Genomic DNA, 22,419 nt, shown 5'->3' with positions numbered 1-22,419 from the left:
ACTCCTCACGAGGACGAGATGGGAGCGCTCCCATCGACGGTACGCTATCTCTCGTGAGGCGTCCTCTCAGAGCGCCGGAAAGTCGTAGTCGAACCAGACGCGGTGGGTGCCGTCGGGCTCGACGGTCAGGCCGCCGGCGCCGGTGATGCCGGCCAGTGCCTCGGTGCCGCTGCCGGGCACGATCACGAAGAACTCGGCCGCCCGGTCGGCGCCGGTGGTGGTGGTGGCCGAGTGGGCGAAGTTCAGGGCCCCGGACCGGCCGGCCACGGTGCCGCGGAAGGACTCCATCGCCACGTACGTCCCGGCGCCGGTCGTCTGGTCGTACGCAAATGTGAACAGCGTGGCCGACTCCCCCGCGATCTCGCCGGTGTAGAGCTTGCGCATGGTCGCCACGCCGACCGGGACCGCCGTCGCGATGGACGGTGGCGGCACCGGGGCGGCGTCGAAGGCGGCCACCTCGAACGTTCCTGTTGCTCGCATCGGGACAACGTAGGCCAGATCACTGACAAGGCGTGTCAGGTTGGCCCAACCGTCAGACCGCGAGGCAGCGCCCGCCGGGCAGCATGCCTACCGGCGCGCTCACACGCGGGACGGCGCCCATCTCGTTGAAGCCGACCAGGCACACGTCACCGGGCAGCCCCACGGCACAGACGACGCTGCCGTCCGGCGCCGGGCCGCCCGGGCGATACATGCCTACCTCGGCGTCGGCGAAACCCTGGGCGACCGGGAACGGGCTGGGCGACCGGAAACGGGCTACCGGCGTCCACCCGCCCGCTGACCGCCGCGACCTGGCGGCAGATCGTCGGGCGAGCGAGGTCAGTGCTTGATCCTGGACAGTTCGTCCAGGAGGCGGTCGATCTCGGGCTCGGTGTTGTAGTGGTAGATGCTCGCGCGGACCGCTCCGCCGGTGGCTCGCAGGCCGGCCGCCTCGAAGTACTCGACCGCGTAGTAGTCGCCGTGGGAGACGCAGATGCGCTGTTCGCCGAGGATGCGGGCGGTGTCGGCCGGAGGCTGGTCGCCGAGGCGGAACGACACCGTGGGACAGCGGCCGGCCGGCGCGGCGCACAGGGTGACGCCGTCGATCTCGGTCAGGCCGGTCAGGAGGCGGCCGGCCAGGGTGTTCTCGTAGGCGGCGACGGCGGTCATGCTCGCGGTCAGCCGGGCTCGGCGGTCGAGGGCGGCGGGAGCCAGCGCCGACAGGCCGGCCAGGTGGTCGACGGCCGCGGTGACACCGGCCAGGAGCTCGAAGCTGAGCGTGCCGTACTCGAAGCGGTCGGGGGCCTGGGCCGGTGACGGGACGAGCTTGACCGGCTCCAGCGGCGCCCAGGTGGACGGGTCGGCGATCACCGCGGCGTAGTGCGGGCCGGACCACTTGTAGGCGCTGGTCACGTAGAAGTCGGCGCCCAGCATGACCACGTCGGTCGGGCGGTGGGCGGTGGCGTGCACGCCGTCGACGTAGACCAGGGCGCCGGCCGCGTGGGCGAGGTCCGCGATCTCACGAACGGGGGGTACGGCGCCGGTCGCGTTGCTGGCGGCGGTCACGGCGACCAGGCGGGTACGCGGGCCGATCAGGTCCTGGTACTGCCCGACCGGCAGCGAGCCGGTGGCCACGTCGACGTCGGCCCAGCGCACCGTGGCACCGGCCGAGGCGGCCGCCTGCACCCACGGGCGGACGTTGCCGTCGTGGTCGAGGCGGGACACCACCACCTCGTCGCCCGGGCCCCAGCCCTGGGCCAGGGTGCGCGCCACCAGGTAGGTGAGCGCGGTCGCGGACGGGCCGAACACCACCCCGTCGGGGCGGCCACCGAGCAGGTCGGCCACCGCGCTCCGGGCCGCGGCGACAATCTCGCCGGAGCGGCGCGCCGGCGCGGAGGCGGTGCCACGGTTGGCCACGGCCGTACTCATCGTGGCCGTGATGGCGGCGATCACCGGGGCGGCCGGCTGGGTTCCCCCGGCGCCGTCGAAGTGGACGAAACCCTCGGCCAGGGCGGGGTAGGCGGACCGGATCCGGTCGACGTCGAGCTCCATACGCCTGACCCTATTTGTTCGCGAACGGCTGCGGACAATTCGCTGACCTGCCCGGACAAAGCTGATTGTTCGGCGATGGGCCGCACCGGTTCCGCCGGGGCCGGGTGGCCGCCGACGCTGGTGCCGAACACAGCGAGAACGTCGTGGCCCGGCGTTCTTGGTAGGGGCAGGTGGATGGGGCCGTACACGGGGGCGGCCCCATCCACCGACCGGTCAGAACCAGACCGGGCCGCACCACTCGGGCTGTTCCTTGCGCGGGCGGCTGGCCGGGACCTTGCTCCACGGCAGCAGCGACACCGGGCGGCGGGCGGCGACGTCTTCCACCCAGCCCAGCAGCGCCACGAACACCGCCACCAGGCCCAGCGACAGTACGAACAGCGCCGCCATCTCCAGGTTGTCGCCGATCCGTTCCAGCTCGTACCGCTCGGCGGCCGCGAAGACCAGCGCGATCGCGGCGTTGTGCCACAGGTAGATCGTCACCGCGCGGGCGTTGCAGAAGTTGACCAGCCCGTTCAGCGGCCGGACCCGCTTCAGCCAGGCCATCTGCGGGTGGACGCGGAACAGCAGCAGGACGAAGCCGGCCGAGTAGATCGCGTACGCCACCGGCTCGTTGGCCAGGTCGATGCCCTCCTCGCCCGGGTGCGTGATCGTCCACGCCAAGCCCGCGCCGACCAGCACCGCCGCGATCGGGCCCAGCACCGCCCACCGGATCCGCCTCAGCACGCCGGCCTGGTGGGCGAAGCCGAGGATCCAGCAGCCGGCGAAGGTCAGCACGTCGGTCACCGCCGACTCCGCCCGCGCCGGAACCGGCCACTCCAGGTAGTCCCAGAAGAACACCGCGACCACCGGCAGCACGGCCGCGACCAGCCCGATCCGGCGATAGACCCGCCGCAGCAGCGGAGAGAGCAGAACCAGCCAGAGGTACGCGACCAGGTACCAGAGCACGCCCTCGACGGGTGCCGCCCACCGCGCCGCGGGTGGCTCGACGATCGGCAAGACCCACAGCGCCAGGTGGGTGAGGTCGGGGCGGCCCGGCCACGGCAGCAGGAGCATCGCCGGCACCACGAGGGCGGCCATCGCCCACAGCCCCGGCAGCAGACGGCGCAGCCGGCCGGTGATCGCCTGCTCCACCGACCGCTGCATCGACGTGGCCATCAGCGAGCCGCCCAGCGCGAACATCACGCCCATCGACGGGAAGATCATCGCCAGCCAGGCGGCCGGGAACATGTGGTACAGGAACACCCGGACCAGCGCGGCGGCGCGCAGGAAGTCGAAGTAGCGGCTGCGTTCCTTCCTCGGCGGGACGGGCGTCGTGTCGGGCGCGGTGTCCGCGCGATAAACGGCAGGCATCGCACGAGGATAGGAAGACTCAAGGTCCTCGTTCCCCGGTTCGTAAGCCGTCCGGGGGACGCCGTACGGTCAGACCTGTCCCAGGCCCTTCCGGAGCATCGGCACGAAGGTCTCGATCGAGTTGGCGTGTCCCTCGACCGGGGACTTGCCCTCGTCACCGCCGATGTTGATGCCGACCACGCGGCCGTCCGAATTCAGCACCGGGGCGCCGCTGGTGGCCTTCAGGGCCACCTCGTCGTCGTACTCGAACTGGAGAAAGGGCACGGAGCCCCGGGCGGTCTCGACGGCCGGGTAGATCCGCGAGCCCGGCTGGTCGGTCTCGGCCAGCAGGTAGACCCGGTCGCCGGGTGCCGGCGGGCTCTCGGCCAGTTCCAGCACGGCGGCGCCGGCCGCGTCGGTGACCTCGAAGGCGGCAAGGTCACGCCGGATGTCCACGTCGCCGGACACCGCACCGGGCAGGTCGACCATCCGGTTCGAGGCGATCACGATGTTCTCGTCGTCCACGCTGGCCGCGGTCATTCCGGTGACCACGCCGCCGCTCAGCTCGGCGCCGGTGTACTCACGGCTCATCCCGCCGGCCGTGCCGAGCAGGTGATGGGCGGTGAGCAGCAGGACCCGCCCGTCGGGCCAGCGCACCAGGAAACCCGAGCCGGCGTCGATCTCGCCCTCGGTAGTGGTGAACGAGGGCCGGAAGACGGCGTCCAGGTCGGCCGACGGCGGCACGGCGTCCTCGATGGTGTCGTCGAGCGGCTCGCCGCCGGGGTTCACCGAGAACGTGGGCTCGGGACCCGCGCTGCCGGTCTCGTCGGGACGCAGAAGGCCGCAGCCCAGGAGAAGGACCGCGGCCAGGCCCGCCGCCACGGTCTTCGGAAGACGCATGGCGGCGAGCATAGCGTCACTGCTCTATGTCAGAGGGTCAGTTGTCGTGGGCTCGACGTGCTCGCGCAGGTGCCGGTTGTGGCGGGGCTCCTGACGGGTCTTCTGGTCGTCGAGCCGGCGTCGCAGATCGTCGCGTACATCGTGCAGCGCCGCGTTCAGATCTTCCTCCGAGGAGGTCGTGACGATCTTGTCGCGGCCGGCGATCCAGCACTCCAGCGTGACCTTCTGTCCTCGGGCCTCCCGATCCTTCACCGAGACCTCGAGTTCCGTCGCGTCCGCGTGGAACCCGGCGAGCCGGGCGTCCAACGTCGCGAACTGCTCGGCGATCCAGATGCGGTCTCCCTGCGAGAATCCGGCGCCGACGCGCAGACACTCCTGCACGGTGGCTGGATCAGCGACAGCAGTCATGCCAAATCTCCTCAAAACCGGCGGATGAGACCTGAAGTTACCTACCCAGTCCGGCCGAGACGAAACTGATCACGGTTTGCGGGCCACTCCTCCGTAGAGGGCGACCTGCGCGTCGGTCAGCGTGGCCGGCCCCTTCGGGCGCCAGTCGAGGATCGGGACCACACCGGGCTCGACCAGCTCGAGGCCGTCGAAGAACCGCGCCACCCCGGCCCGGTCACGCAGGTGCGACTCGATCCCCTGGCGCCGCATCACCGCCGTGAACCGCGCCCAGCCCTCCGGGTCATGGTCGCCGGTCACATGGGAGATCGCCACGTAACTGCCGCTGGGCAGGCCGGCCATGATCGTCGGCACAAGGTCGTACGCGTCGTCGTCCGGGAAGAAGTGCAGAACCCCCATCAGCAGTACGGCCACCGGCCGGCCGAGGTCAAGGGTGTCCCGCGCCTCCGGGGCCGGCAGGATCCGGTCCGCCTCCCGCAGGTCGGCGTCGACGTAGGCGGTGCGGCCCTCGGGGGTGCTGGTGAGCAGGGCGCGCGCGTGGGTCAGGACGAGCGGGTCATAGCAAGTCGGGTTGTGCACACACGAGCGATCACCGTCCGCCTGCTGTGCAAAGGACCCCTTGCCATGACACGCGCCCAAGAACAGCGCAACCCACAACCACAACCGACCCAAACCGGCCGCACCGACGATCACCCGGCATGGTGCGACCCGACCCGATGCACCGCCGATCCGGCCAGCCAGACCGACGGCTACCGGTCCGACCTGGGCGGGAACATCGGTCGGCCCCGGTGCCCGTCCGGCTGACAAGCGCCGTGCTGTTGCCCGTCCGGGACGGGACGGCCTGGCTGTCCGAAGCGTGCGCCCCGTGGACCTGTGACCCCTACCTGCGCGCGCAGGTCGGGGACGTGCGCCTGTCGATGCCCGCCGCTGACGCGCGGCGGGTGCTCGCCGATCTGTCCGCCCTGCTCGCATTCGCCGCTGCCGCCGAGGGGGTGACCCTGTGAACACCAGAACCGACAAGACGCTCTTGATCCTTACCGCCCTGTTCGTCGGCGGTCTGGCGTTCGTCGCGGGCGCCATCAGCTTCGCGCACATGCGAGAGTTGGCCACCCATCACGATCAGCTCGGGTGGAAGTCGTACGCGTTCCCGATCAGCGTGGACGGGCTAGAGATCGTGGCCAGCCTGTTCCTGGTGGCGCAGCGTCGCGCCGGGCGGGCGACCGGATGGGTTCCGTGGGTGGCGCTTATCGTCGGCACCGCCGCGAGCCTCGCCGCGAACGTCGCGGTCGGTGGCGCGGACCCGATCGGCAAGGCGCTGGCCGGGTGGCCAGCGCTGTCCATGCTCGTCTCGGTCAAGCTTCTGTCCGCCATGTTCGATCATGAAAAAGATGATCAGCGGACGATCGTCCGGGACGATCAGCGGACGGCCGCGACCGTCCCGGACGTCCCCGAGATCGTCCGGCAGACGGGACGGGACGACGCAGCACCGTACGGGACCGTCCCCGGCGAGCGGACGAACACCCCCGCGCCGTCCGCGACCAGTCCGGCCGACCGGCCCGCCGAGCACCCCCCGGGCGAGCGCGCTGGCGCGGGCGGGCGCGCGGCGAGCCGCATTGGCGACCCGGGCGACCGGGCGGCGGCACCTCCGGACATCCGAACCGTGGCGCACCTGATCCCGGCCGCGCGGGCGGCCCGCGCCACGCTGGCCACCAAGGGTCGGTCACTGTCGCGGGACAACCTGGCGGAGGCCATGCGCGACGACGGGCACGGCGTGTCCAACGAACGCGCCTCGATCCTGCTCAAGATCCTCAAAGCCGAGCAGGACTTGACCACCATCGGCACGGCGACCACCCGGCCCCGTCCGCAAGAGCCCGAGTCGCCGTCGGGGGTGGTCGTGTAGTCCGCGACGTTGCGACATTGCAGACGGTGGAAGGGTGCCCTCGCGTGGGAAGGACGGGCAGATCAACGCCGAGGTCTACTGCACGCGTCCAACACGAAGGGCACCCGTCCAAAGATCGGGTGCCCTTACGTGGCTGGTTGGTCAGCCGCGATGAACTCCCCATCTTTGGCTCTCTCGATGAAAGCCGCCCATTCGTCCGGCGTGAAGACCAACGTTGGCCCCGCAGGGTCCTCGCTGTCACGCACCGCAACGGCGTTGGTGAGCTGAGCGACTTCCGCGAAGTTGCCGTTTGCACCGCTACGGGTGCTCTTGCACTACGTCGCTGCGTCCAGGTCTGGAGCGTTCACCTTTTACCGGAGTCCAATTCGTCCAGCTGGTCGGTGATGCAGGCGCATGGTGCGTAAAGGCAAGGGTCGAATGAATGCTCAGCGATTGATGGCAGCGGCAAGAGCAGTCTCGGCTTGTGCAAGTGCAGTGTCCAGCATTTCGGTTTTTCTTCCTCCCGCGCTGGCGATAGGGCCGGCGCCACCTGCTCCTCCGCCGATGGTGACGGCCGCCTCGACAAGAAGTTCCCGCGCCTGGGTTCCGCGGTCGCGTAGGCGATTACTGATCGCGGCGGTGAGCTGCACTTTGCCGTCGCCTGTTGTGGCGAGGACTACGCCGGCCGCGTTATCGGTTGGCAGGCGGTGGAGGATCGCCGCAGCGAGCGTGCGAAGTTCTGTGACGGTCAAGTCCGCGACGCGTGCTGAGACAAGGACTCCGCCGTCGAGGTTGCGTCGTCGTCCAGCGAGTTCAGCGGCCATGGTGTCGAGTTCGCGTTGCCGGTTGTCAGCGAGCGTCCTCTCTGCGTCGGTGAGGGCCGTGAGCCGCTTGGTGAGGGTGGTGATCAGGTCGTCGGTATGGGTGCCGAGTAGCTGGGTCACTTCTTCGAGGAGGCGGTGTTCGTGGTCGGCGTGGGTTAGTGCGTCGTGGCCGGTGAGGGCTTCGATGCGGCGTAGGCCGGCGCCGATGGAGGATTCGCCGAGGATGCGGACGGGGCCTGTTTGGGTGCCGTGGCCGACGTGGGTGCCGCCGCAGAGTTCGCGGGAGGCGTCGCCGATGTCGACGATGCGTACTTGGTCGCCGTATTTGTCGCCGAAGAAGGCGGTGGCTCCGGCGGCTTCGGCTTCGGCGCGTGTGGCCTGCCAGATCCGTACGTCGGGATCGTCGAGCAGGTAGTCGTTGACCAGGGCATTGATGGTGTGGAGCTGGGACGGGTCGATGGGGGCGAAGTGGGCGAAGTCGAACCTGAGCCGGCCGGGGGCCACGAGGGAGCCTTGCTGGCGGGCGTGATCGCCGAGACTGCGCCGCAGCATGGCATGCAGCACATGCGTGGCCGAATGGGAGCGGGCGACCGCAGCACGTCGTGGGGCGTCCACGACGGCGTGAGCAGCCTGTCCGGGGCGGGCTTCGCCGGTGAGGATGCGACCGGTGAGGACTTGGAAGCCGTCGAGGCCGTAGCGGGTGTCGGTAACTTCGATGGTGGTGTCGTCGCTGGTGCTGAGGGTGCCGGTGTCGCCGACCTGGCCGCCGGATTCGGCGTAGAAGGGGCTGCGGCCGATCACTATCTCGATCTGTTGGCCTTCAGTGGCAGCCGCGACCGGTCCGCCGTCCGCTAGCAGCACGAGGAGTTGGGTGTCGGCGGTGGTGTCGGTGTAGCCGACGAAGCTGGTTCGGCCGTGTTCGGCCAGGATGGCGCGGTAGGTGTCCTGGCGGCGCATTGCGGTGGCGGTCTGTGCTTTGCCGCTCTTCTTGGCTCGGCGTCGTTGCTCCTCCAAGAGCGCGGCGTAGCGGTCCTGGTCGACGGTGAGGCCGGCCGTGTGGGCGGCTTCAAGGGTGAGTTCGATGGGGAAGCCGTAGGTGTCGTGCAGCTCGAACGCGGTCTCTCCGGCGAGCTGGGTGACGCCGCTGGTGTGGGTGCGGGTGATGGCGGCGTCGAGCAGGCGGGTGCCTTGGCGCAGGGTCGCGCCGAAGGTTTCCTCTTCCCGGGTGACCACGGCGGTGATGAGTTCGCGCTGGCTGCGCAGCTCGGGCCAGGCGTCGCCGAGGTTGTCGATGACGCTGGCGACGATCTCGACGAGCACGGGCCGGTCGATGCCGATAGAGCGGGCGTGGCGGATGGCGCGGCGCATCAGACGGCGTAGGACGTACCCGCGGCCTTCGTTGGAGGGAAGCACGCCGTCGGCGATCAGGAATGCGGTGGAGCGGGCGTGCTCGGTGACGACCTGAAACGAGACGGCTTCCTCGCTGCCGTTGCGGCCGGGGAAGCGGCGGCCGGCAAGCCGTTCAACGGTGGCGAGGGTGGGCGCGAGCAGGTCGGTTTCGCAGACGGTGTCGACGCCTTGCAGGATGGCGGCGAGCCGGTCCAGGCCGAGCCCGGTGTCGATGCTCTTGTTCGGTAGTTCTCCGACGATGGGGAAATCGCCCTTGCCAGCTCCTACGCTGTCGCCGCGCAGGTTCTGCATGAACACCAGGTTCCAGATTTCTAGGTAGCGTTCGCCGTTTGCTTCGGGGCCTCCGGCGGGCCCGAAAGCGGGTCCGCGGTCATAGCAGATCTCGGAGCAGGGTCCGCAGGGCCCGGGTACGCCCATGGACCAGAAGTTGTCGTCCATGCCGAGGCGCTGGATACGTTCGGCGGCGACGCCTACCTGCCGCCACAGGTCGATGGCTTCGTCGTCGTCCTGGTAGACGGTGATCCACAGCTTGTCGGGATCGAGCCGGTAGTGCTCGGTGAGCAGCTCCCAGGCGTAGCGGATGACGTCGGCTTTGAAGTAGTCGCCGAAGGAGAAGTTGCCGAGCATCTCGAAGAACGTGGCGTGCCGGGTGGTCCTGCCGACATTGTCGATGTCGGAGGTGCGGGCGCATTTCTGGACGCTGACCGCGCGCGGATACGGGGGCCGGACCTCGCCGAGGAAGTAGGGCTTGAATTGGTTCATGCCCGCGTTGGCCAGCAGCAGGGTCGGATCGTCAGGGACGAGCGGGCTGGACGGTACCCGGGTGTGGCCCCGGCTGGTGAAGTAATCGAAGAAGGTCTTGCGGATATCGGCGGAACGCATGGCAGGGCCTCACAAGAGCAAGCGGGGCGGCGAATGCACCTGGCGCCCCACACCGCGCCTTGTACCCATGCGGGCGTGCAAGGGTGGTGTGGGGTCCTCGCCGGTGTCCGTCCAGGCGGATTCGCGCAGGAAAACAGCGGTGGGAAAGCGGGTGTCAGGATCACGCCGAGCCGGGCCGAGGGGGTCAGGCGAGGACGCGGTCCTCGTTCCCCAGCTCAGCGCGGCTAGCTCGCCGCCCCACCATGCCCATCTGCTCTGTTCCCGTCCTACTGTCGATGCCGCGGTTCACGGGCTGTCGCCGGAACGGGCGGTCATGCGTGTTGCGTTGGAATCGTAGCCTACCGTGACCGGTGGGCCGGCCAGGGCCAGGTTCACGATGTCAGCGGGTCGGGTGAGTAGCCCGTCTGCGCCCGCACCGGCCAGCTCGGCGGCGTCCTGGTAGCCCCACGCCGCGCCGTAGGTGCGCACGCCTGCGGCCGTGCCCGCCTGGATGTCGCTGACGGTGTCGCCGATGAAGCACGCCTGTTCCGGCACGATGTCCAGCCGGTCGAGGGCGAGCCAAAGCGGGTCCGGGGCGGGTTTCGGGGCGGCGTCCTCGAAGCACACGATCGTGTCAACCAGGTCGTGCACCGGCCCGAGTGGGAGCAGATTGAGCCGGTGACGGCGCTGCAAGGTGACGATGCCTTGCCTGCGCCCGGCCATCCTGATGCGCCACATCGCGGCAGTCACCCCGGCAACGAGCTGGGACTTGCCGGCGTGGGCGGCGTAGGCGGCGTCGAAGTGGGCATCGAACACTCGGGATGCATCTGCCACTCCCAGGTCGGTGAGTGCCTGTACCGGCGGCAGGGACGCCAGCGGGAACACCTGCTCATGCGGTGGTCGGGCGCCGAGGGCGATGCCGGCCACCTCGCGCAGGGCCTCGACAACTGTTGTTCGGCTGTCCACGATCACGCCGTCGAGGTCGTAGAGCACGGCGTGGATCACGTCGGTCCCTGCCCGGGTCGGGCCGGGGCCTGCGTCTCGTCCACGACACCGGACACCGTGATGTCGTGGGCTCGGAGCAAAGCTCTGGCGTTGCCCGGCCGGACGATCACGGCGACGGCGGCAATCGGAAGTGTTCCGGCCTGTCGCAGCGCCGAGGCGGAGACGGTGATCTGCCGGCCGGAGCGAATCACATCGTCGATCATCGCGACGCGTGCTCCCGTCCGAGGCCGGCCCTCGACCTGGAGCCGGGCACCGTACGGTCTCGCCGTTTTGCGAACCAGCGCGGCGGGCAGCCCGGTCGCCGCCGACACGGCGAGGGCGAACGGCACGCCGCCCAGTTCCAGACCCGCAACCACGTCAACGTCGGCCGGTAGCAGGGCGGCCAAGGCTTGGCCTGTACGGGCCAGCAATTCAGGATCGGCGGCGATGCGGTACTCGTCGAAATAGGAGCTGAGCAGTTCACCGGTCGGCAGCGAGTAGGGAGCGGTCACCGTGCCGATGGCCAGCACCCGCTCGGCCAGCGCGGTGGTCGCCGCCGTCACGAGGTGCTCCTGTCTGAGGCCGTACGCGCGGTGATGAGAGGCAGCAGGCCGGCGGCGTCTCCGATTTCGTGCAGGAAGTCCAGCGGCCGGGTCGGTGAGGCGTAGAGCCATCGTTCGGCACGCAGGAACGCCAGGAGCCGGCGCGCGGTGGCTCCCGCGATCACGACGGGCACCTGTCGGATGTTGCCCGCGTACCACAGCGCAGCGGTCAGCTCGTGCAGCGTGCCGACGCCTCCGGCCATCGCGATGACGATGTCGGCGGGGTCGAGGAACGTGTGTATCCGTTCTCCCATGCCGGTCACCAGGATCGTGTCGGTGACGTGCGGGTTGAACGCACCCCATGGCATGTCGCGGATGCTGACCGCGACCACCGGCGCGTCGTGCTTGGCCGCGCCCTTCGCGGCGTGTTCCATCAGCCCGTTGTAGCCGCCGTGCCACATCGCGAAACCGTGTTCGGCGAGCAGGGCACCGATGTTGTGGGCCAGGTGTTCCTCGTCCGGTGAGGCGGGGACGCATCCGCCGAAGAACACCGCTGTCCGCCCGGCCGTGATCACATCTGCTCCAGGTAATACCGGTACGCGGCGATCGCCGGACGCAGCCCCGCCACCGCATCCGGGGCAGCGCGTTCGGCCAGCTCCAGGACGATGTTGAGTGCGGCGGTCAGGTCGCCCGACTGCGGGATCGGGTTGCCGGAGATCAGCCGGTCGAGACCAGCCAGGCATTGCCGACCGATCGGCGTGGTGCCGATCTCCTCGCCGAGCTGGTACCAGCCGTAGAACGCCGAGCCAGGAGCGAGCGCCGCCTTGATGAGGTTCTTGGCCGCGGTGTGCAGCGCGAACATCTCGGCGTAAGCGACGTAGCGCTGCCCACGGGCGATCCGCTTGTGGATCATGTGGCCGAGGACCAAGATCTCGACGAGCAGTTCCCGAGTGGTGTACGGCCGATCGAGCGTGCTGTTGATCAGCCAATCAACCTGCTGGCTGTGCCGCTGGAAACGTTCGCCGTCGGCCTGGTAGACCGGCATCGCCTTGGTACGCGCGAGGACGGTGTCCAGCCGTGACACGGGTACCGCGTACAAATCGATCTGCTGCAGAACACCCTCGTGCGGAACGAGGAAAACGTAGCCGAGGCCGCCCATGCGGGCCACGATCGTGTCCCGCCAGCCAGGCAGCAACGCACCCAGCTCAGCGCTCATCAACGTGTCGATGATGCGGATGAACGGGCCGAAGCTCGGGTCGTGAACCGCGACGATGAAATCGAGGTCTGAGAGCCGGTCGGCGGTGCCGGCCGCCAGCGAGCCACGCACATGAAGAGAATGCACGGTGCTGCTGCGGCCGATAACGCCAATCGCCTTCTCCAACAGCCCGAACTGGCGCGGCAAGTTGACCGCGGCGATGTTGTTCAGCAGACGACTACTCACAACAAGCCTCCTCAAGGCAAGCGACGGAACAGAAACGGGGATCAGGAGCGACCGAGCATGACGTCCTTCTTCGATCGCCACCGCTTCGCGTCATCGGCGCGGTGCAGTTCGGTGTACATGTCGCTGATCAGGTCGTACGCACGGCCCTCCGGAAGAGCGAACTGGTAGAACAGCTCCAGCAGCGCCGTCTCGGCAGCATGGTCGTAGCCCAGATCGGCCAGGCCCGTCGCGGTCGCCACGACCTCATCGATCTGAGCCTGATCGGGCGATGGCAGCAGCTCGGCGTCGCCCGGCTCCGGCGCCTCGCCGTGATCGAGCTTCCGGAGCGCTTCGTCGGCGTAGCAGTCGATGATCAGGTGAATCCGGGACGGCCCGAACCTGTTGCATACGCCGTGCGGGCTGGTCGGCGTCAACCGCCACACCCGGCCGACGCTCATGTGTACCTTCGTGCCGCCGAGCACCAGATATGCCGACGTGTTGGACACCAGCGGTACGTGCAGCCGGTGTCGTTCGGCGCCGCTCAGCTCGCCGTAGTCTCGGTGCTCCCACAGGAACGCGCCGGCATCCAGGCGGGCCAGCCGAGCCCACATCACCCGGACGCCGAGACCGGTCAGCAGCTCACTCACGGCGGGCATCTGCTCCAACAGCGTGGTTGCTCTGACCCGCGCGCAGTCCCGGATCGTTACATCACGGGGATCGCCGGAGTCGTTGAGCAGCGACAGAGTGTGCCAGCCGCCGTTCTGATACTCGCCATATTCGAGGGCCCAGTCCTGCGGCACGGTCAACGCCTCGTGGCGTAGCCGCTCCACCAGTCCAGGTTCCAGGCGACTCAACACCGCAACATCGGTCGGCAAGGCGGCCGGGGCAATAGGGGCGCTGGTCATCACTTGCTCCTTCTGAATTGGCTGGTATGGGGTCGGCGGACTATTCGATGAAGTTCATCGGTCGCTCTCGGCAGGAGCCGCGAAGTCGACTACGTCTCCACATTGGTTTCACCTCCCGTGCCTGCTTGACGGTGGGCTTGGGAGGGATGGGGTTTGTCGTTGCCGACGCCGGCCTCCGGGTTGCTGGTGTAGGTGTCCGGCTGGGAGAACACCGTCACGGCCGCCTCCCGACGTAGGCGTAGCTGCTGGCGTCGGCATCAGTGACACTCTCACCGGGATGAGGCTGGAGCTGCGGGTGCCACCGGATCGCGGAGACCAGGCCCGGTTCGACAGGTTCAAGGCCGTTGCTCGCGAACAGGTCGAGGAATTGCTCGCCCGTACGCGGTTGGAATGTGCCGTGCTGCCCGGCCTCGCCGGCCAGTTCGGTTTCCAGTTGTCGTCGGGTCGGGGCGGGCATGAAGTCGTAGGTGGCGTGGCTGGCGGCGAGGATGCTGTCTGCCGCCAGTGGCGCGGTGAGGGTGTGCAGGATGTGCCGGACCTGGGCCTCGTCTGGTAGGAAGTGCAGGACCGCGAATAGCAGCACCGCAACCGGTTGAGTGAAGTCGATGGTGTCCCTGACCGCGTCGTGGTCCAGGATCGCCTGGGCGTCGCGTAGGTCCGCCTGCATGTATTCGGTCCGGCCCCGCTGGGTGGTGCTGGTGAGCAGCGCCCGAGCGTGCGCGAGAACGAGCGGATCGTTGTCGACATAGACCACCCTGGCGGCGGGTTGAATGGCTTGGGCGGTTTCGTGGGTGTTTGGGGAGACGGGGATGCCGGTGCCGATGTCCACGAATTGGGTGATGCCTTGCCGGGCGGCCCAGTCGACGACCCGGCACATCAGCTTGCGGTTCTCGATCGCGGCTTTCCGGATTCCCGGGAATTTCCTGGCGATGGCGTCGCCGGAGGCGCGGTCGGCGGCGAAGTTGTCTTTGCCTCCGAGCCAGTAGTTGTACCGGCGGGCCGGATGCGCGATCGAGGTGTCGATCCCGTCGGCCAGGTCGGGCGGTTCACTGGCCGGTATCGCGGCTGTCCGGTCGGTGCGTGGGTGGGTGCCGTGGGGTGTCATGGTCAGGGTCTCGGGTTCAGAGGTTGACCACGACAGTGATCAGGTAGTGGTCGGACGGATCGGGTAGCCCCGGATCGGGGATGTGAACCCTGTAGCTGGCCGGGTCGACGTGCGGGAGCATGGCGGTGTTGGCCAGCAGATAGTCGATGAGTTCGGTGCCCCCCTCGTGCGGTTTGTCGATGACGCTCGACTGGATGGGTTTGCTGGAGTTGTGCTGCCAGGCGAGTTCGGCGATGGCGTGGTAGCCGGCTCCTTCGGTGCGGCGGCCGGTGGTGTGGTCCCAGGCGCCGATCAGGAAGTCCATCGGCGCGGTCGCCGGGCGTACCGGTCCACGGAGGGTTCCGGTGTCGGTGTCGAAGCCGTTGTGGATGCCTTTGTAGCGGCGGAACGCGGGGTGGGCGGCAGCCCAGTCGCGTTGCGGGAAATGCGGGCCGCTGGCCGAGCAGTTCAGATCACCGCCGCCGATAAACGGCAGGCTGTCGCGCCCGTATTGGCCGCGGAGTTTCGCCGCCCGGAGCCGGTCGCAGCCGTGCCAGGGGTCGAAGTGGTCGACCCACGCCCCGAACTGGCGGCCGGTCTCGTTCACGCGGAACAGGCCGAGGTTGCGTTGACCGTCGAACACCTGCTCGTGCGGGTCGTCGCTCGGCCAGTGCAGACAGGTCAACAGGTTGGTGTTGTAGAAGATGGCCGGGGGCATCGGCCCGCGGGTCATGGTGCCGAGCAACCCGAAGTAGGGGGCGTCGAACTGTTCGGTAAAGGCACGTTCGGCCAGCCGCAAACCTTGGTATTGGCGGCGCCGGTACAGCTTGGATTCGCAGAACAGGATCAACGCCGGCGGCGTGTCGAGGACGGCGAACGCCTGCTTCAGCGGCTCCACGTCGAACGTGTCCGTGAGCTTGTTGTGGCCGCCGCTCTCGTAGTTGTAGGCGCTGATGAGCAGTTGCGTCATGGGCGCGTCCGTTCTGGAGGCGTGGCTGGCGCTTTAGCAAGCCGCACGATCGCGGCCGCGCTGAGTAAAAGAACAATCGGGTTGTCTTGCTGAACGTGCAGGGATAGCCAGACATCGGTCACGGCCTCGACCTCGGAGAACTCGTTGGCCAAAACCGTTCTGGCGGCTGCGATCATCTGGTCGAGTTCGTCACGAGCGGCGTGGTAGTCCTGCTCGGCCGCTGCGATGAGACCTGGCGGTGGAGGCTGCCGCTGGAAGTTCATGCGGTGACCGTCCCCGCGATCTGTCCGCTCCCGGTTTCACCGCGAATTCCCCATACGCGGCGCAATCCACGCGCGGTCACCAATGAGGAACTCGGTTCGACGTCGCTCTGCGGTCGGCCAAAGGGACGGGGAGCATGATCACCACGGCAAACGCAAACCGCTACCGCCGCGATGCGTGCGCGGTGCCAGAGCCCGCTCATCGGACAGCCCCTTTCGCATCGCGGGTGACGGCGCGGTGGGCGGCTCCCAGCCGCCAGAGGGCGGTGGGGATGGGTGGGAGGGTACCGACGGTGTGCCAGCTGTCGCGGCCGGTGTGCTGGAACCCGCGCTCGGTGAGGCCGACCGCCAGGCCGGGTAGGTGCCGGGCTCCCCATCGGGTCACCACGTCACCGCCGGTGGTGTCGATCTCGTCCAGGACCAGCTTGTTGCGTTGATCCAGGATCACCGTGTCGGTGTCGTTCCTGAGCTGGGCCTGCATCCCGGCCGGGAGCAAACCGACGACCCGCAGGCCGACCGCGGCTGCGAACAGGAATCTTCCGCGTACCAGGCGTGGGTCGACGGCCGGTCCGGTAGCGGTGTCGGCGAGGTATTGGAAGGTGGCGGCGCCGCCGTGGCGAATGACGGCCTCGTGGGACAGGTCGACGTACCGCCACTCGGCGGGGAAGCCGATCACGTCGTAGTCGGGCACCCATCCGAAGCTGGCGAACGCCTCTGCCATCTGGTTGTTCGCCGTGCGCATGCTGGCCAGGGCGCTCTGCTCGTCGGGGGTGGCATCAAGGTGGTCGCCGGGGACCATGTCGGCGCCTTCGCTGAACACGGTGGCGCCGCGCTGTTGCCGATCGGTGATGGCCGTCAGCAGTTCCCGGTAGTAGCGGGTTGTGCCGAAGTGGTTGGTGGCGACCACGGTCACCGTCCGGCCCGTTACGGGGTGGACGAAGGCACGGATCGGGGTTTGCAACCGGCCGAACGGCAGGAGTCGAGCGAACTTGGCCATGCTGGCGGACTTCTCCTCGAAAACACAGATGAACAAAAGGGATGGAGGCAACGTCGAGCTGGTGCCTTGAGTCGAGCTGGTGCTTTGAAAAGGGGGCGGGACGCCGCCCGCTCGTCGTGGCGGAAGGAACGGGCGGCGCCCAGCCGTCTCGGGCCGGGCCGCCAGCAAGGGGGGTCGTCTGGCGGAGCCGATCCCGGCCCGAGGAATGACGGTCAGCCGGGAACAGCTACCGATTCGCCTTCCGGGTGCCGGTCGATGCTGGCCGTGGGCCGCCACATCGGGAACACCTGGGGGCCACTTCGCCCGATCCGGAACGGCGGCTGAGGCTGGTAGCCGTGCCGGTCATACAGCGCGGTCGGGCCGGCACCGGTGGACTCCAGATAGCACGGCAGACCGAGCCGGTCGGTGAACTGGTGGAGATGATCCAGCAACGCCGACCCGCGTCCGCGTCGCTGCACGTCGGGGTTCACAGCAAGCAACTGCAAGTACCAGTGCCCGACGTCGTCCGGGTGGTGTTCCTCGAGAGCGGCGTCGAGATCGCGGAACCCTTCGGCGTGGACGCCGAAGATGCGCGCCAGCCGGTAGTCGTAGTCAACGATCTCCGGCACGACCAGACCACTGCCGCGACGGTAGGACACCGCGACCGCCTTACCATCGCCGGTGATGTCCACCCGGCCATGTTTCAGAGCGTGGCGGGTGAGCATCCCGAAGTACGGCTTGTACATACGGATGCGGTCTCGTCTGGTCGGGACCAGCCACGGCCCGAGATCACCGTTGACGAACGCCGCGACCAACACGGCGGTCACCTGCGTGGCATCGCCGGTGGTAGCCCGGCGCACCACGATCGGCTCATCGAGGCGGGTCACCGGACGCCCCCCGCAGCCGTGCTGGGCTCAGCGGTGTGCCCGACAGCCCCGACGATGCTGTGCGCGCCGAGGCCGATCCTCGCGTACACCTCAGGCTTCGCGGATCTCAGTATCAGCGCCCCGACGACCCCGATAATGAACACCACCGGGTAGACCCCGAGCAGCCGCCACTGGGTGCCCGACGCTGGGTCGACGCCGAACAGAGCGGCCGCGTTGTCCACCGTCACGACACACACCGCCGCCAGCGCGGCGAAGGCCAGCAACGGGGCCAGCCGGCCTTCCCACACCCCCGCCTGATTGTCACGCCGGGTGAAGAACGCGACCACCGCGAGGCTGACGATGGTCATCATCGCCAGGACGCCGATGCCGCCGAGCACGGTCAGCCAGAAGAACCCGTTGACGAACGGATCCCAGCCGGTCAGCACAAACGCGATGATCGCCGCGAACGCGATCACGGTTTGGGTGATGCTCCCGCCGACCGGCGCCTTCGACCGCTTCCCCACCCGGCCCAGCACAGCCGGAAGGACACCTTCGCGGGCCAAGGCGAACACGATCCGGGCCTGCGTGTTCTGGAACGCCAGGACCGCGGCGAACAGGCTCGACAGCAGCAGGAACTGCCCCACCGTGATCACCACAGCAGGCACGTAAGGGGCGGCCAGGTTGAAGATCAGCGCCGAGCCCTCTGCGGTCGACCGGGCCACGATCTGGTCCGGGCCGGCCGCAACCGACATCGCCCACGCACAGAACGCGTACAGGCCGCCGATCAGGACGACGGCGATGAACGTCGCCCGCGCCACCGTCCTACGCGGATCCTTGGCCTCCTCCGAGAACACCGCGGTGCCTTCAAACCCCACGAACCCGGCGATCGCCGTCGCCAACCCGGCACCCAGCCCGGTGGTCAGCAGGTTCGACGGCGACAACGTCGTCACCGACAACCGGCCGCCCGCCGGATGCTCCACCTGCACCACCGCCAAAACCACCGCGACCACGATCTCGGCGACCAGCAGCACCGACAACACCACACCGAGCAGATCAATCCGGATCACACCGAGCACGGCCACCGCCGCCCACGCGATGTAGGCCCAGATCCACCACGGCATCGTCAAGCTCGCGTGGGTGGTCATGAAGTCCGCTGCGACCACCCCGAACCCACACAGCAGACCGACCTGCATCAACGGCCCGTACGCGGCCAGCGCGACAGCCGCGCCGCCGACACCAGCCGGTCTACCCAAGCCACGAGTGATGTAGGTATAGAACGCGCCCGCATTCACGATCCGCCGCGACATCGCCACATACCCGACCGCGAACACACCCAGCACCACCGCGACCACCACATACGCCAGCGGAATACCGGTACTGCCAGTCACCGCGAACCCGGCCGTCGCGCCACCAGCCACCACCGTCAACGGAGCCGCAGCAGCCATCACACTGAACACCAACGGGGCGACACCCAGCCGAGACTTCGCCAACGCGGCAGCGACACCACCCCGGGAACTACCTCTACGCGTACGCGTATTGGACATGACTATGAACTCCTCGATGAGGGGAAGAGCAGGAACAAACCAGCAAAAGGAGGCTGAGTGACGGCCCGGAATATTCAGCGCGTGATGACGTCGGTGCCTACTGACGCCTCGGTACGGTCGATCACGTCCTGCACGTTGGCGGGCACCCGCTGAGCGACCTGGTAGCGGATGTGCCGCTCAATGCCCGGATCCCAAGTATCGAGAACCTCCCGGTGCAAACCCATCGCCACCATCAACCCGGCCAGCACCGCATTCACCGGTTGCAGGTACTCGCCCCGACGGATGGTGTCCGCGATCCGCGCCGCCGGCGTGGAAGCCCGCGAAGTCCGATCGATCGGCACGTACTTCGTCCCACGCGTCAGCCCCAGCGTCCGGAACCGGCGCGGCCGTTCGACGCGGATCTTGCCCGCCGCCGCCAACCTGCCGCTCACCTCAGCGACCGCGTCCAAAGCCAGCGCCTTGATCCAGTCAGCGACCGAGAGCGACTGCTCCGCCCGCATGCGCGCCAGCACCGCATTGGCGAGGACATCGGACGGAGCCGCAGTCTCGAGCACCAGCAACAGGCCGTTCTCCGACGTCACCCGCCCGGCCAGCATCAGCTCGGCGATCAGCGCCCCTCCCAACCCAATCGCAACCACATCGATGTGCACCTCAGGCTCACCGAACGAGTCATGAGACGCGAGGAACAACTGGTCGGCCACCTTCGGCCACACCGGCTCTACCGGAACCCTGCGGTGCACGCCCGGCTGACGCGACCTACCACCCTCCAGTGGGGGCCATGAACCCTGCTGCCAATCCGCCGCCGAGCCAACGGGCGCGGCTCCACGGTCGCTTTGACCTGCCATCACGACCGTCCGACCAACTCGCGAGCAAGCTCCTGGGTCGTCGATCCGCAACTGGGACACCATCGAGCTTTGACCTTGAACGCGAGCAACCCCGCTAGAAAACCCACCACCAGCGCCGCAACAACGGTCGCGATCGACACGATGATCTCCAATCAAGAGTCGGCAGCGGCCCACATCGAGGCATTGACCCGCCTCGCAAGTGAGTGTTGAGTCTTCGCGGCCGGCTCTCCAGGTGTTGCCAGTTGCCTCAGGTCGCCTTGACAACACCGTCTGTTCAATCGCGAAGATAGGGCGTGGCCGAAAAGGAATCCTTCGCGAGAGCGCTCCGCCGCGTCCGTAAAGGGCGCGACCTCTCACTTCGCGCGCTGGCCCGCACTGCGCTTCTCGACGTCGGCTACCTGAGCAAGGTCGAAAACGGCCACCGGCCATCAACTCCAGGCGTAGCGAAGGCTGTGGACAGGGCACTAGGTGCAAGGGGAGAGCTCATCGCGCTCGCCGAGGTGGAGCGGGCTGCACGCGTTCAACAGGCGCTACCGTTTGATCCCATGAGGCGAAGAAGTCTTCTGGCGCTGGGTGTGGCCGCACCCGTCGTCGGCATCCCGGTAGATCAGAGGCACGGAACCCGCAAGATCGGTCTCGTGGACGTCAGACAGCTACAAGACGCGGCTGCCCGCCTCTACGGGCTCGACTATCAGCATGGCGGAGAGACCCTGTGGCAGGCTGCGAAGGCCAGCGCCCAGAACGGTTACGAGATGTTGGAGACCGGGACCTACGGTGAAACCGTAGAGACTCAGCTAGTCGGAGCAACGGCTAGGGCGCAGATGTGCGCTGGGTGGCTGGCATTCGACGCCGGCCGGCAAGATGTCGCGCGGTCAAGCTACAACGAGGCATTGGCGCTCGCGCGCCAGACCGGCGACGCAGAGGTCGAGGTCCACGCGCTGTCAAATCTTGCTTTCCAAAGTAACGTCCTTGGACGTCCCCGCGAGGCGATGCGCTACACCGAAGCAGCGATCCGCGCAGGATCTGCGGCGCATAGCCGCGCACGGTTGAGCGCCATCCCGCACCTGCGCAGAGCGGTAGCATCATCTCTTGGCCAAGACAGAACAGGCAACGCCAAGGCGATTACGGCGGCACGAAAGGTCATCGACCGGGACTTTGATAAGCCGGCCGAGGAATGGTGCTCGTTCCTCGGGCAGGCCGAGCTTGACGGCGTCGAAGGAACTTGCCTGGCGGAACTCAAGCAAACCAAACGCGCAGCCACCTTGCTTGAGCGAGCGATCCATGGTTACGGCGACCGCTTCGCCCGCAATAGGGCTCTTTATCGTGTACGGCTGGCCAGCGCGCACCTGGACCAGCGCAATATCGACGAGGCCGCAGATGCCGCCGGCCTGGCGCTTGAAGATCTAACCGATCAGGTGGCCAGCTGGCGCGTCGATAACGAACTCGCATCAGTGGCGATGAGACTTAACAACTTCCGCCACGAGCACGTTGTCAGCGAATTTCTAGATCGCTACTCCGCCGCACGGAGCTAAGCGACAGGCGAAAGAAGGAACTCAGGTGGCGGCGACACTATCTCTGACCCACTACGGCCCGGCCCAGCTGGACAGTGAACGGAAAACACTTCTCGACGTTTACGAGGATGTCTACGCCGATCGCCTGAATGACCCCTTTTTCTCGACCGACCGCTACTGGCAGAGGCTTGAAGGCTACGCCTCGCGCGATGGATTCGCGTTCGTGGTCGGCACCATCGACACAGAACCGATCGGGTACGCGCTCGGCTACACGCTGCCGGCAGGCAGCGGCTGGTGGAACGAACTGAAGTCAGATGCAAAAGAGAAGGATCTGATCGAGGATGGCCGGCGAACGTTCGCCCTTACCGAGATCATGGTCAGCGAATCGCGACGGCGCCGAGGCTACGCGCGCCAGCTCCACGACCAGTTGCTGGCGGATCGCGACGAGGAACGTGCCACCCTGTTGGTGCTGCCCGAAAACGCGGCGGCGCAAGCCGCGTACGCCTCCTGGGGATGGCGAAAGTTGGGCGAGATTAAGCCATTCGACGACTCACCAACGTACGACGCCATGCTTCTTACTCTGAAATAACCCACCACTGCAACGCGCCTGAGCAGCGCACTCCCGCCCGCCGATACGTCCGTCACCGTGCCGGCACCTTCAGGGCCGTCGCCGGACGCCGCACCGGGCTGTCAACGCCCCCGACGAACCCCCATTCCTCGGCCAGAGGAAAGCGGGAATTCTTGCGACGCAAGATCAATTTGTCCGACATCCAGGACGACGAGAGTGTCCCTTACGTCACGGTTTGCTATCGACCTTTCGGGTGATCTGGTGGACATCGGGACCCAGGTAAGCGCTTACCTGCCGCCTTTAGTAGA

24 protein-coding genes and 1 pseudogene are annotated in these 22,419 nt (G+C 67.8%); 4 read left to right on the top strand and 21 right to left on the bottom strand.

The window, feature by feature from the left end; genetic code table 11:
• Positions 1-66: 66 nt before the first annotated feature.
• The 7 genes from AB0M54_RS14370 to AB0M54_RS14340 all read right to left on the bottom strand — a co-directional run bounded on the left by AB0M54_RS14370 (position 67) and on the right by AB0M54_RS14340 (position 5,241).
• Positions 67-480 (bottom strand): DUF3224 domain-containing protein, encoded by a 414-nt coding sequence (locus AB0M54_RS14370; protein WP_364471288.1) that lies wholly within the window; start codon positions 478-480, stop codon positions 67-69.
• Positions 481-532: 52 nt separating this feature from the next.
• Positions 533-691 carry a hypothetical protein gene (locus tag AB0M54_RS14365; RefSeq protein ID WP_364471285.1) on the bottom strand — a complete coding sequence of 53 codons (159 nt, stop codon included), beginning with the start codon at positions 689-691 and terminating at the stop codon, positions 533-535.
• Between the two features lie 125 nt (positions 692-816).
• Positions 817-2,028, bottom strand: coding sequence for a cysteine desulfurase-like protein (locus AB0M54_RS14360; RefSeq protein WP_364317236.1), 1,212 nt, complete (start codon positions 2,026-2,028; stop codon positions 817-819).
• 213 nt (positions 2,029-2,241) lie between these two features.
• Positions 2,242-3,378, bottom strand: a complete 1,137-nt coding sequence (locus AB0M54_RS14355; RefSeq protein WP_364471282.1) for an acyltransferase — start codon at positions 3,376-3,378, stop codon at positions 2,242-2,244.
• A 69-nt stretch (positions 3,379-3,447) separates the two neighbouring features.
• Complete coding sequence (locus AB0M54_RS14350) at positions 3,448-4,257, bottom strand: serine protease (RefSeq protein ID WP_364471279.1); 810 nt, start codon at positions 4,255-4,257, stop codon at positions 3,448-3,450.
• Positions 4,258-4,281: 24 nt separating this feature from the next.
• On the bottom strand, positions 4,282-4,665 hold the full coding sequence (locus tag AB0M54_RS14345) for an HPF/RaiA family ribosome-associated protein (RefSeq protein ID WP_364317242.1): 384 nt from the start codon (positions 4,663-4,665) through the stop codon (positions 4,282-4,284).
• Between the two features lie 69 nt (positions 4,666-4,734).
• Positions 4,735-5,241 (bottom strand): SAM-dependent methyltransferase, encoded by a 507-nt coding sequence (locus AB0M54_RS14340; RefSeq protein WP_364471276.1) that lies wholly within the window; start codon positions 5,239-5,241, stop codon positions 4,735-4,737.
• Between the two features lie 233 nt (positions 5,242-5,474).
• Between AB0M54_RS14340 and AB0M54_RS14335 the strand changes: the two genes are divergently transcribed.
• Together AB0M54_RS14335 and AB0M54_RS14330 are read left to right on the top strand one after the other, a co-directional pair.
• Positions 5,475-5,666, top strand: a complete 192-nt coding sequence (locus AB0M54_RS14335) for a hypothetical protein (RefSeq protein WP_364471273.1) — start codon at positions 5,475-5,477, stop codon at positions 5,664-5,666.
• Complete coding sequence (locus tag AB0M54_RS14330) at positions 5,663-6,562, top strand: DUF2637 domain-containing protein (RefSeq protein ID WP_364471270.1); 900 nt, start codon at positions 5,663-5,665, stop codon at positions 6,560-6,562. The genes AB0M54_RS14335 and AB0M54_RS14330 overlap by 4 nt, the downstream gene beginning before the upstream one ends.
• Positions 6,563-6,687: 125 nt before the next feature.
• On the opposite strand, the pseudogene AB0M54_RS14325 reads toward AB0M54_RS14330, so the two are convergent.
• The 14 genes and pseudogenes from AB0M54_RS14325 to AB0M54_RS14260 form a co-directional block, all read right to left on the bottom strand.
• A pseudogene (locus AB0M54_RS14325) lies at positions 6,688-6,861 on the bottom strand (DUF397 domain-containing protein); the annotation flags it as partial.
• 126 nt (positions 6,862-6,987) lie between these two features.
• The gene (gene alaS, locus AB0M54_RS14320; RefSeq protein WP_364471267.1) at positions 6,988-9,657 is read right to left on the bottom strand and encodes an alanine--tRNA ligase; all 2,670 of its coding nucleotides are present in this window, start codon (positions 9,655-9,657) and stop codon (positions 6,988-6,990) included.
• A 285-nt stretch (positions 9,658-9,942) separates the two neighbouring features.
• Positions 9,943-10,641: an HAD hydrolase-like protein gene (locus tag AB0M54_RS14315; protein ID WP_364471264.1), complete on the bottom strand. Its 699-nt coding sequence runs from the start codon at positions 10,639-10,641 to the stop codon at positions 9,943-9,945.
• Positions 10,638-11,183 carry a phosphoribosyltransferase family protein gene (locus AB0M54_RS14310; RefSeq protein WP_364471261.1) on the bottom strand — a complete coding sequence of 182 codons (546 nt, stop codon included), beginning with the start codon at positions 11,181-11,183 and terminating at the stop codon, positions 10,638-10,640. Before AB0M54_RS14310 ends, AB0M54_RS14315 begins: the two co-directional genes overlap by 4 nt.
• Positions 11,180-11,737, bottom strand: a complete 558-nt coding sequence (locus AB0M54_RS14305; RefSeq protein ID WP_364471258.1) for an LOG family protein — start codon at positions 11,735-11,737, stop codon at positions 11,180-11,182. Before AB0M54_RS14305 ends, AB0M54_RS14310 begins: the two co-directional genes overlap by 4 nt.
• Complete coding sequence (locus AB0M54_RS14300; protein ID WP_364471255.1) at positions 11,734-12,603, bottom strand: hypothetical protein; 870 nt, start codon at positions 12,601-12,603, stop codon at positions 11,734-11,736. The genes AB0M54_RS14305 and AB0M54_RS14300 overlap by 4 nt, the downstream gene beginning before the upstream one ends.
• Before the next feature lie 41 nt (positions 12,604-12,644).
• Positions 12,645-13,487, bottom strand: a complete 843-nt coding sequence (locus AB0M54_RS14295; protein ID WP_364471252.1) for an aspartyl/asparaginyl beta-hydroxylase domain-containing protein — start codon at positions 13,485-13,487, stop codon at positions 12,645-12,647.
• Positions 13,488-13,701: 214 nt separating this feature from the next.
• Positions 13,702-14,592: an SAM-dependent methyltransferase gene (locus tag AB0M54_RS14290; protein ID WP_364471249.1), complete on the bottom strand. Its 891-nt coding sequence runs from the start codon at positions 14,590-14,592 to the stop codon at positions 13,702-13,704.
• A gap of 16 nt (positions 14,593-14,608) precedes the next feature.
• Positions 14,609-15,541 (bottom strand): hypothetical protein, encoded by a 933-nt coding sequence (locus AB0M54_RS14285; RefSeq protein WP_364471247.1) that lies wholly within the window; start codon positions 15,539-15,541, stop codon positions 14,609-14,611.
• A complete protein-coding gene (locus tag AB0M54_RS14280; protein WP_364471244.1) occupies positions 15,538-15,804 on the bottom strand; it encodes a hypothetical protein in 267 nt (88 codons plus the stop codon). Before AB0M54_RS14280 ends, AB0M54_RS14285 begins: the two co-directional genes overlap by 4 nt.
• Before the next feature lie 196 nt (positions 15,805-16,000).
• On the bottom strand, positions 16,001-16,798 hold the full coding sequence (locus AB0M54_RS14275; RefSeq protein WP_364471241.1) for a hypothetical protein: 798 nt from the start codon (positions 16,796-16,798) through the stop codon (positions 16,001-16,003).
• Between the two features lie 212 nt (positions 16,799-17,010).
• The gene (locus AB0M54_RS14270) at positions 17,011-17,664 is read right to left on the bottom strand and encodes a GNAT family N-acetyltransferase (protein WP_364471238.1); all 654 of its coding nucleotides are present in this window, start codon (positions 17,662-17,664) and stop codon (positions 17,011-17,013) included.
• The gene (locus AB0M54_RS14265; protein WP_364471235.1) at positions 17,661-19,088 is read right to left on the bottom strand and encodes an APC family permease; all 1,428 of its coding nucleotides are present in this window, start codon (positions 19,086-19,088) and stop codon (positions 17,661-17,663) included. Before AB0M54_RS14265 ends, AB0M54_RS14270 begins: the two co-directional genes overlap by 4 nt.
• Before the next feature lie 173 nt (positions 19,089-19,261).
• On the bottom strand, positions 19,262-19,888 hold the full coding sequence (locus tag AB0M54_RS14260; RefSeq protein WP_364471232.1) for a GPP34 family phosphoprotein: 627 nt from the start codon (positions 19,886-19,888) through the stop codon (positions 19,262-19,264).
• 437 nt (positions 19,889-20,325) lie between these two features.
• On the opposite strand from AB0M54_RS14260, the gene AB0M54_RS14255 reads away from it, so the two are divergent.
• Together AB0M54_RS14255 and AB0M54_RS14250 are read left to right on the top strand one after the other, a co-directional pair.
• On the top strand, positions 20,326-21,564 hold the full coding sequence (locus tag AB0M54_RS14255) for a helix-turn-helix transcriptional regulator (protein ID WP_364471229.1): 1,239 nt from the start codon (positions 20,326-20,328) through the stop codon (positions 21,562-21,564).
• A gap of 25 nt (positions 21,565-21,589) precedes the next feature.
• Complete coding sequence (locus AB0M54_RS14250) at positions 21,590-22,132, top strand: GNAT family N-acetyltransferase (protein WP_364471226.1); 543 nt, start codon at positions 21,590-21,592, stop codon at positions 22,130-22,132.
• Positions 22,133-22,419: the final 287 nt, after the last annotated feature.

The sequence above is a fragment of the Actinoplanes sp. NPDC051470 genome (genome assembly GCF_040682035.1).
GTDB lineage: Bacteria > Actinomycetota > Actinomycetes > Mycobacteriales > Micromonosporaceae > Actinoplanes.
Note: the sequence above shows the minus strand (reverse complement) of the source record. Positions and strands in the feature narration are given on the sequence as shown.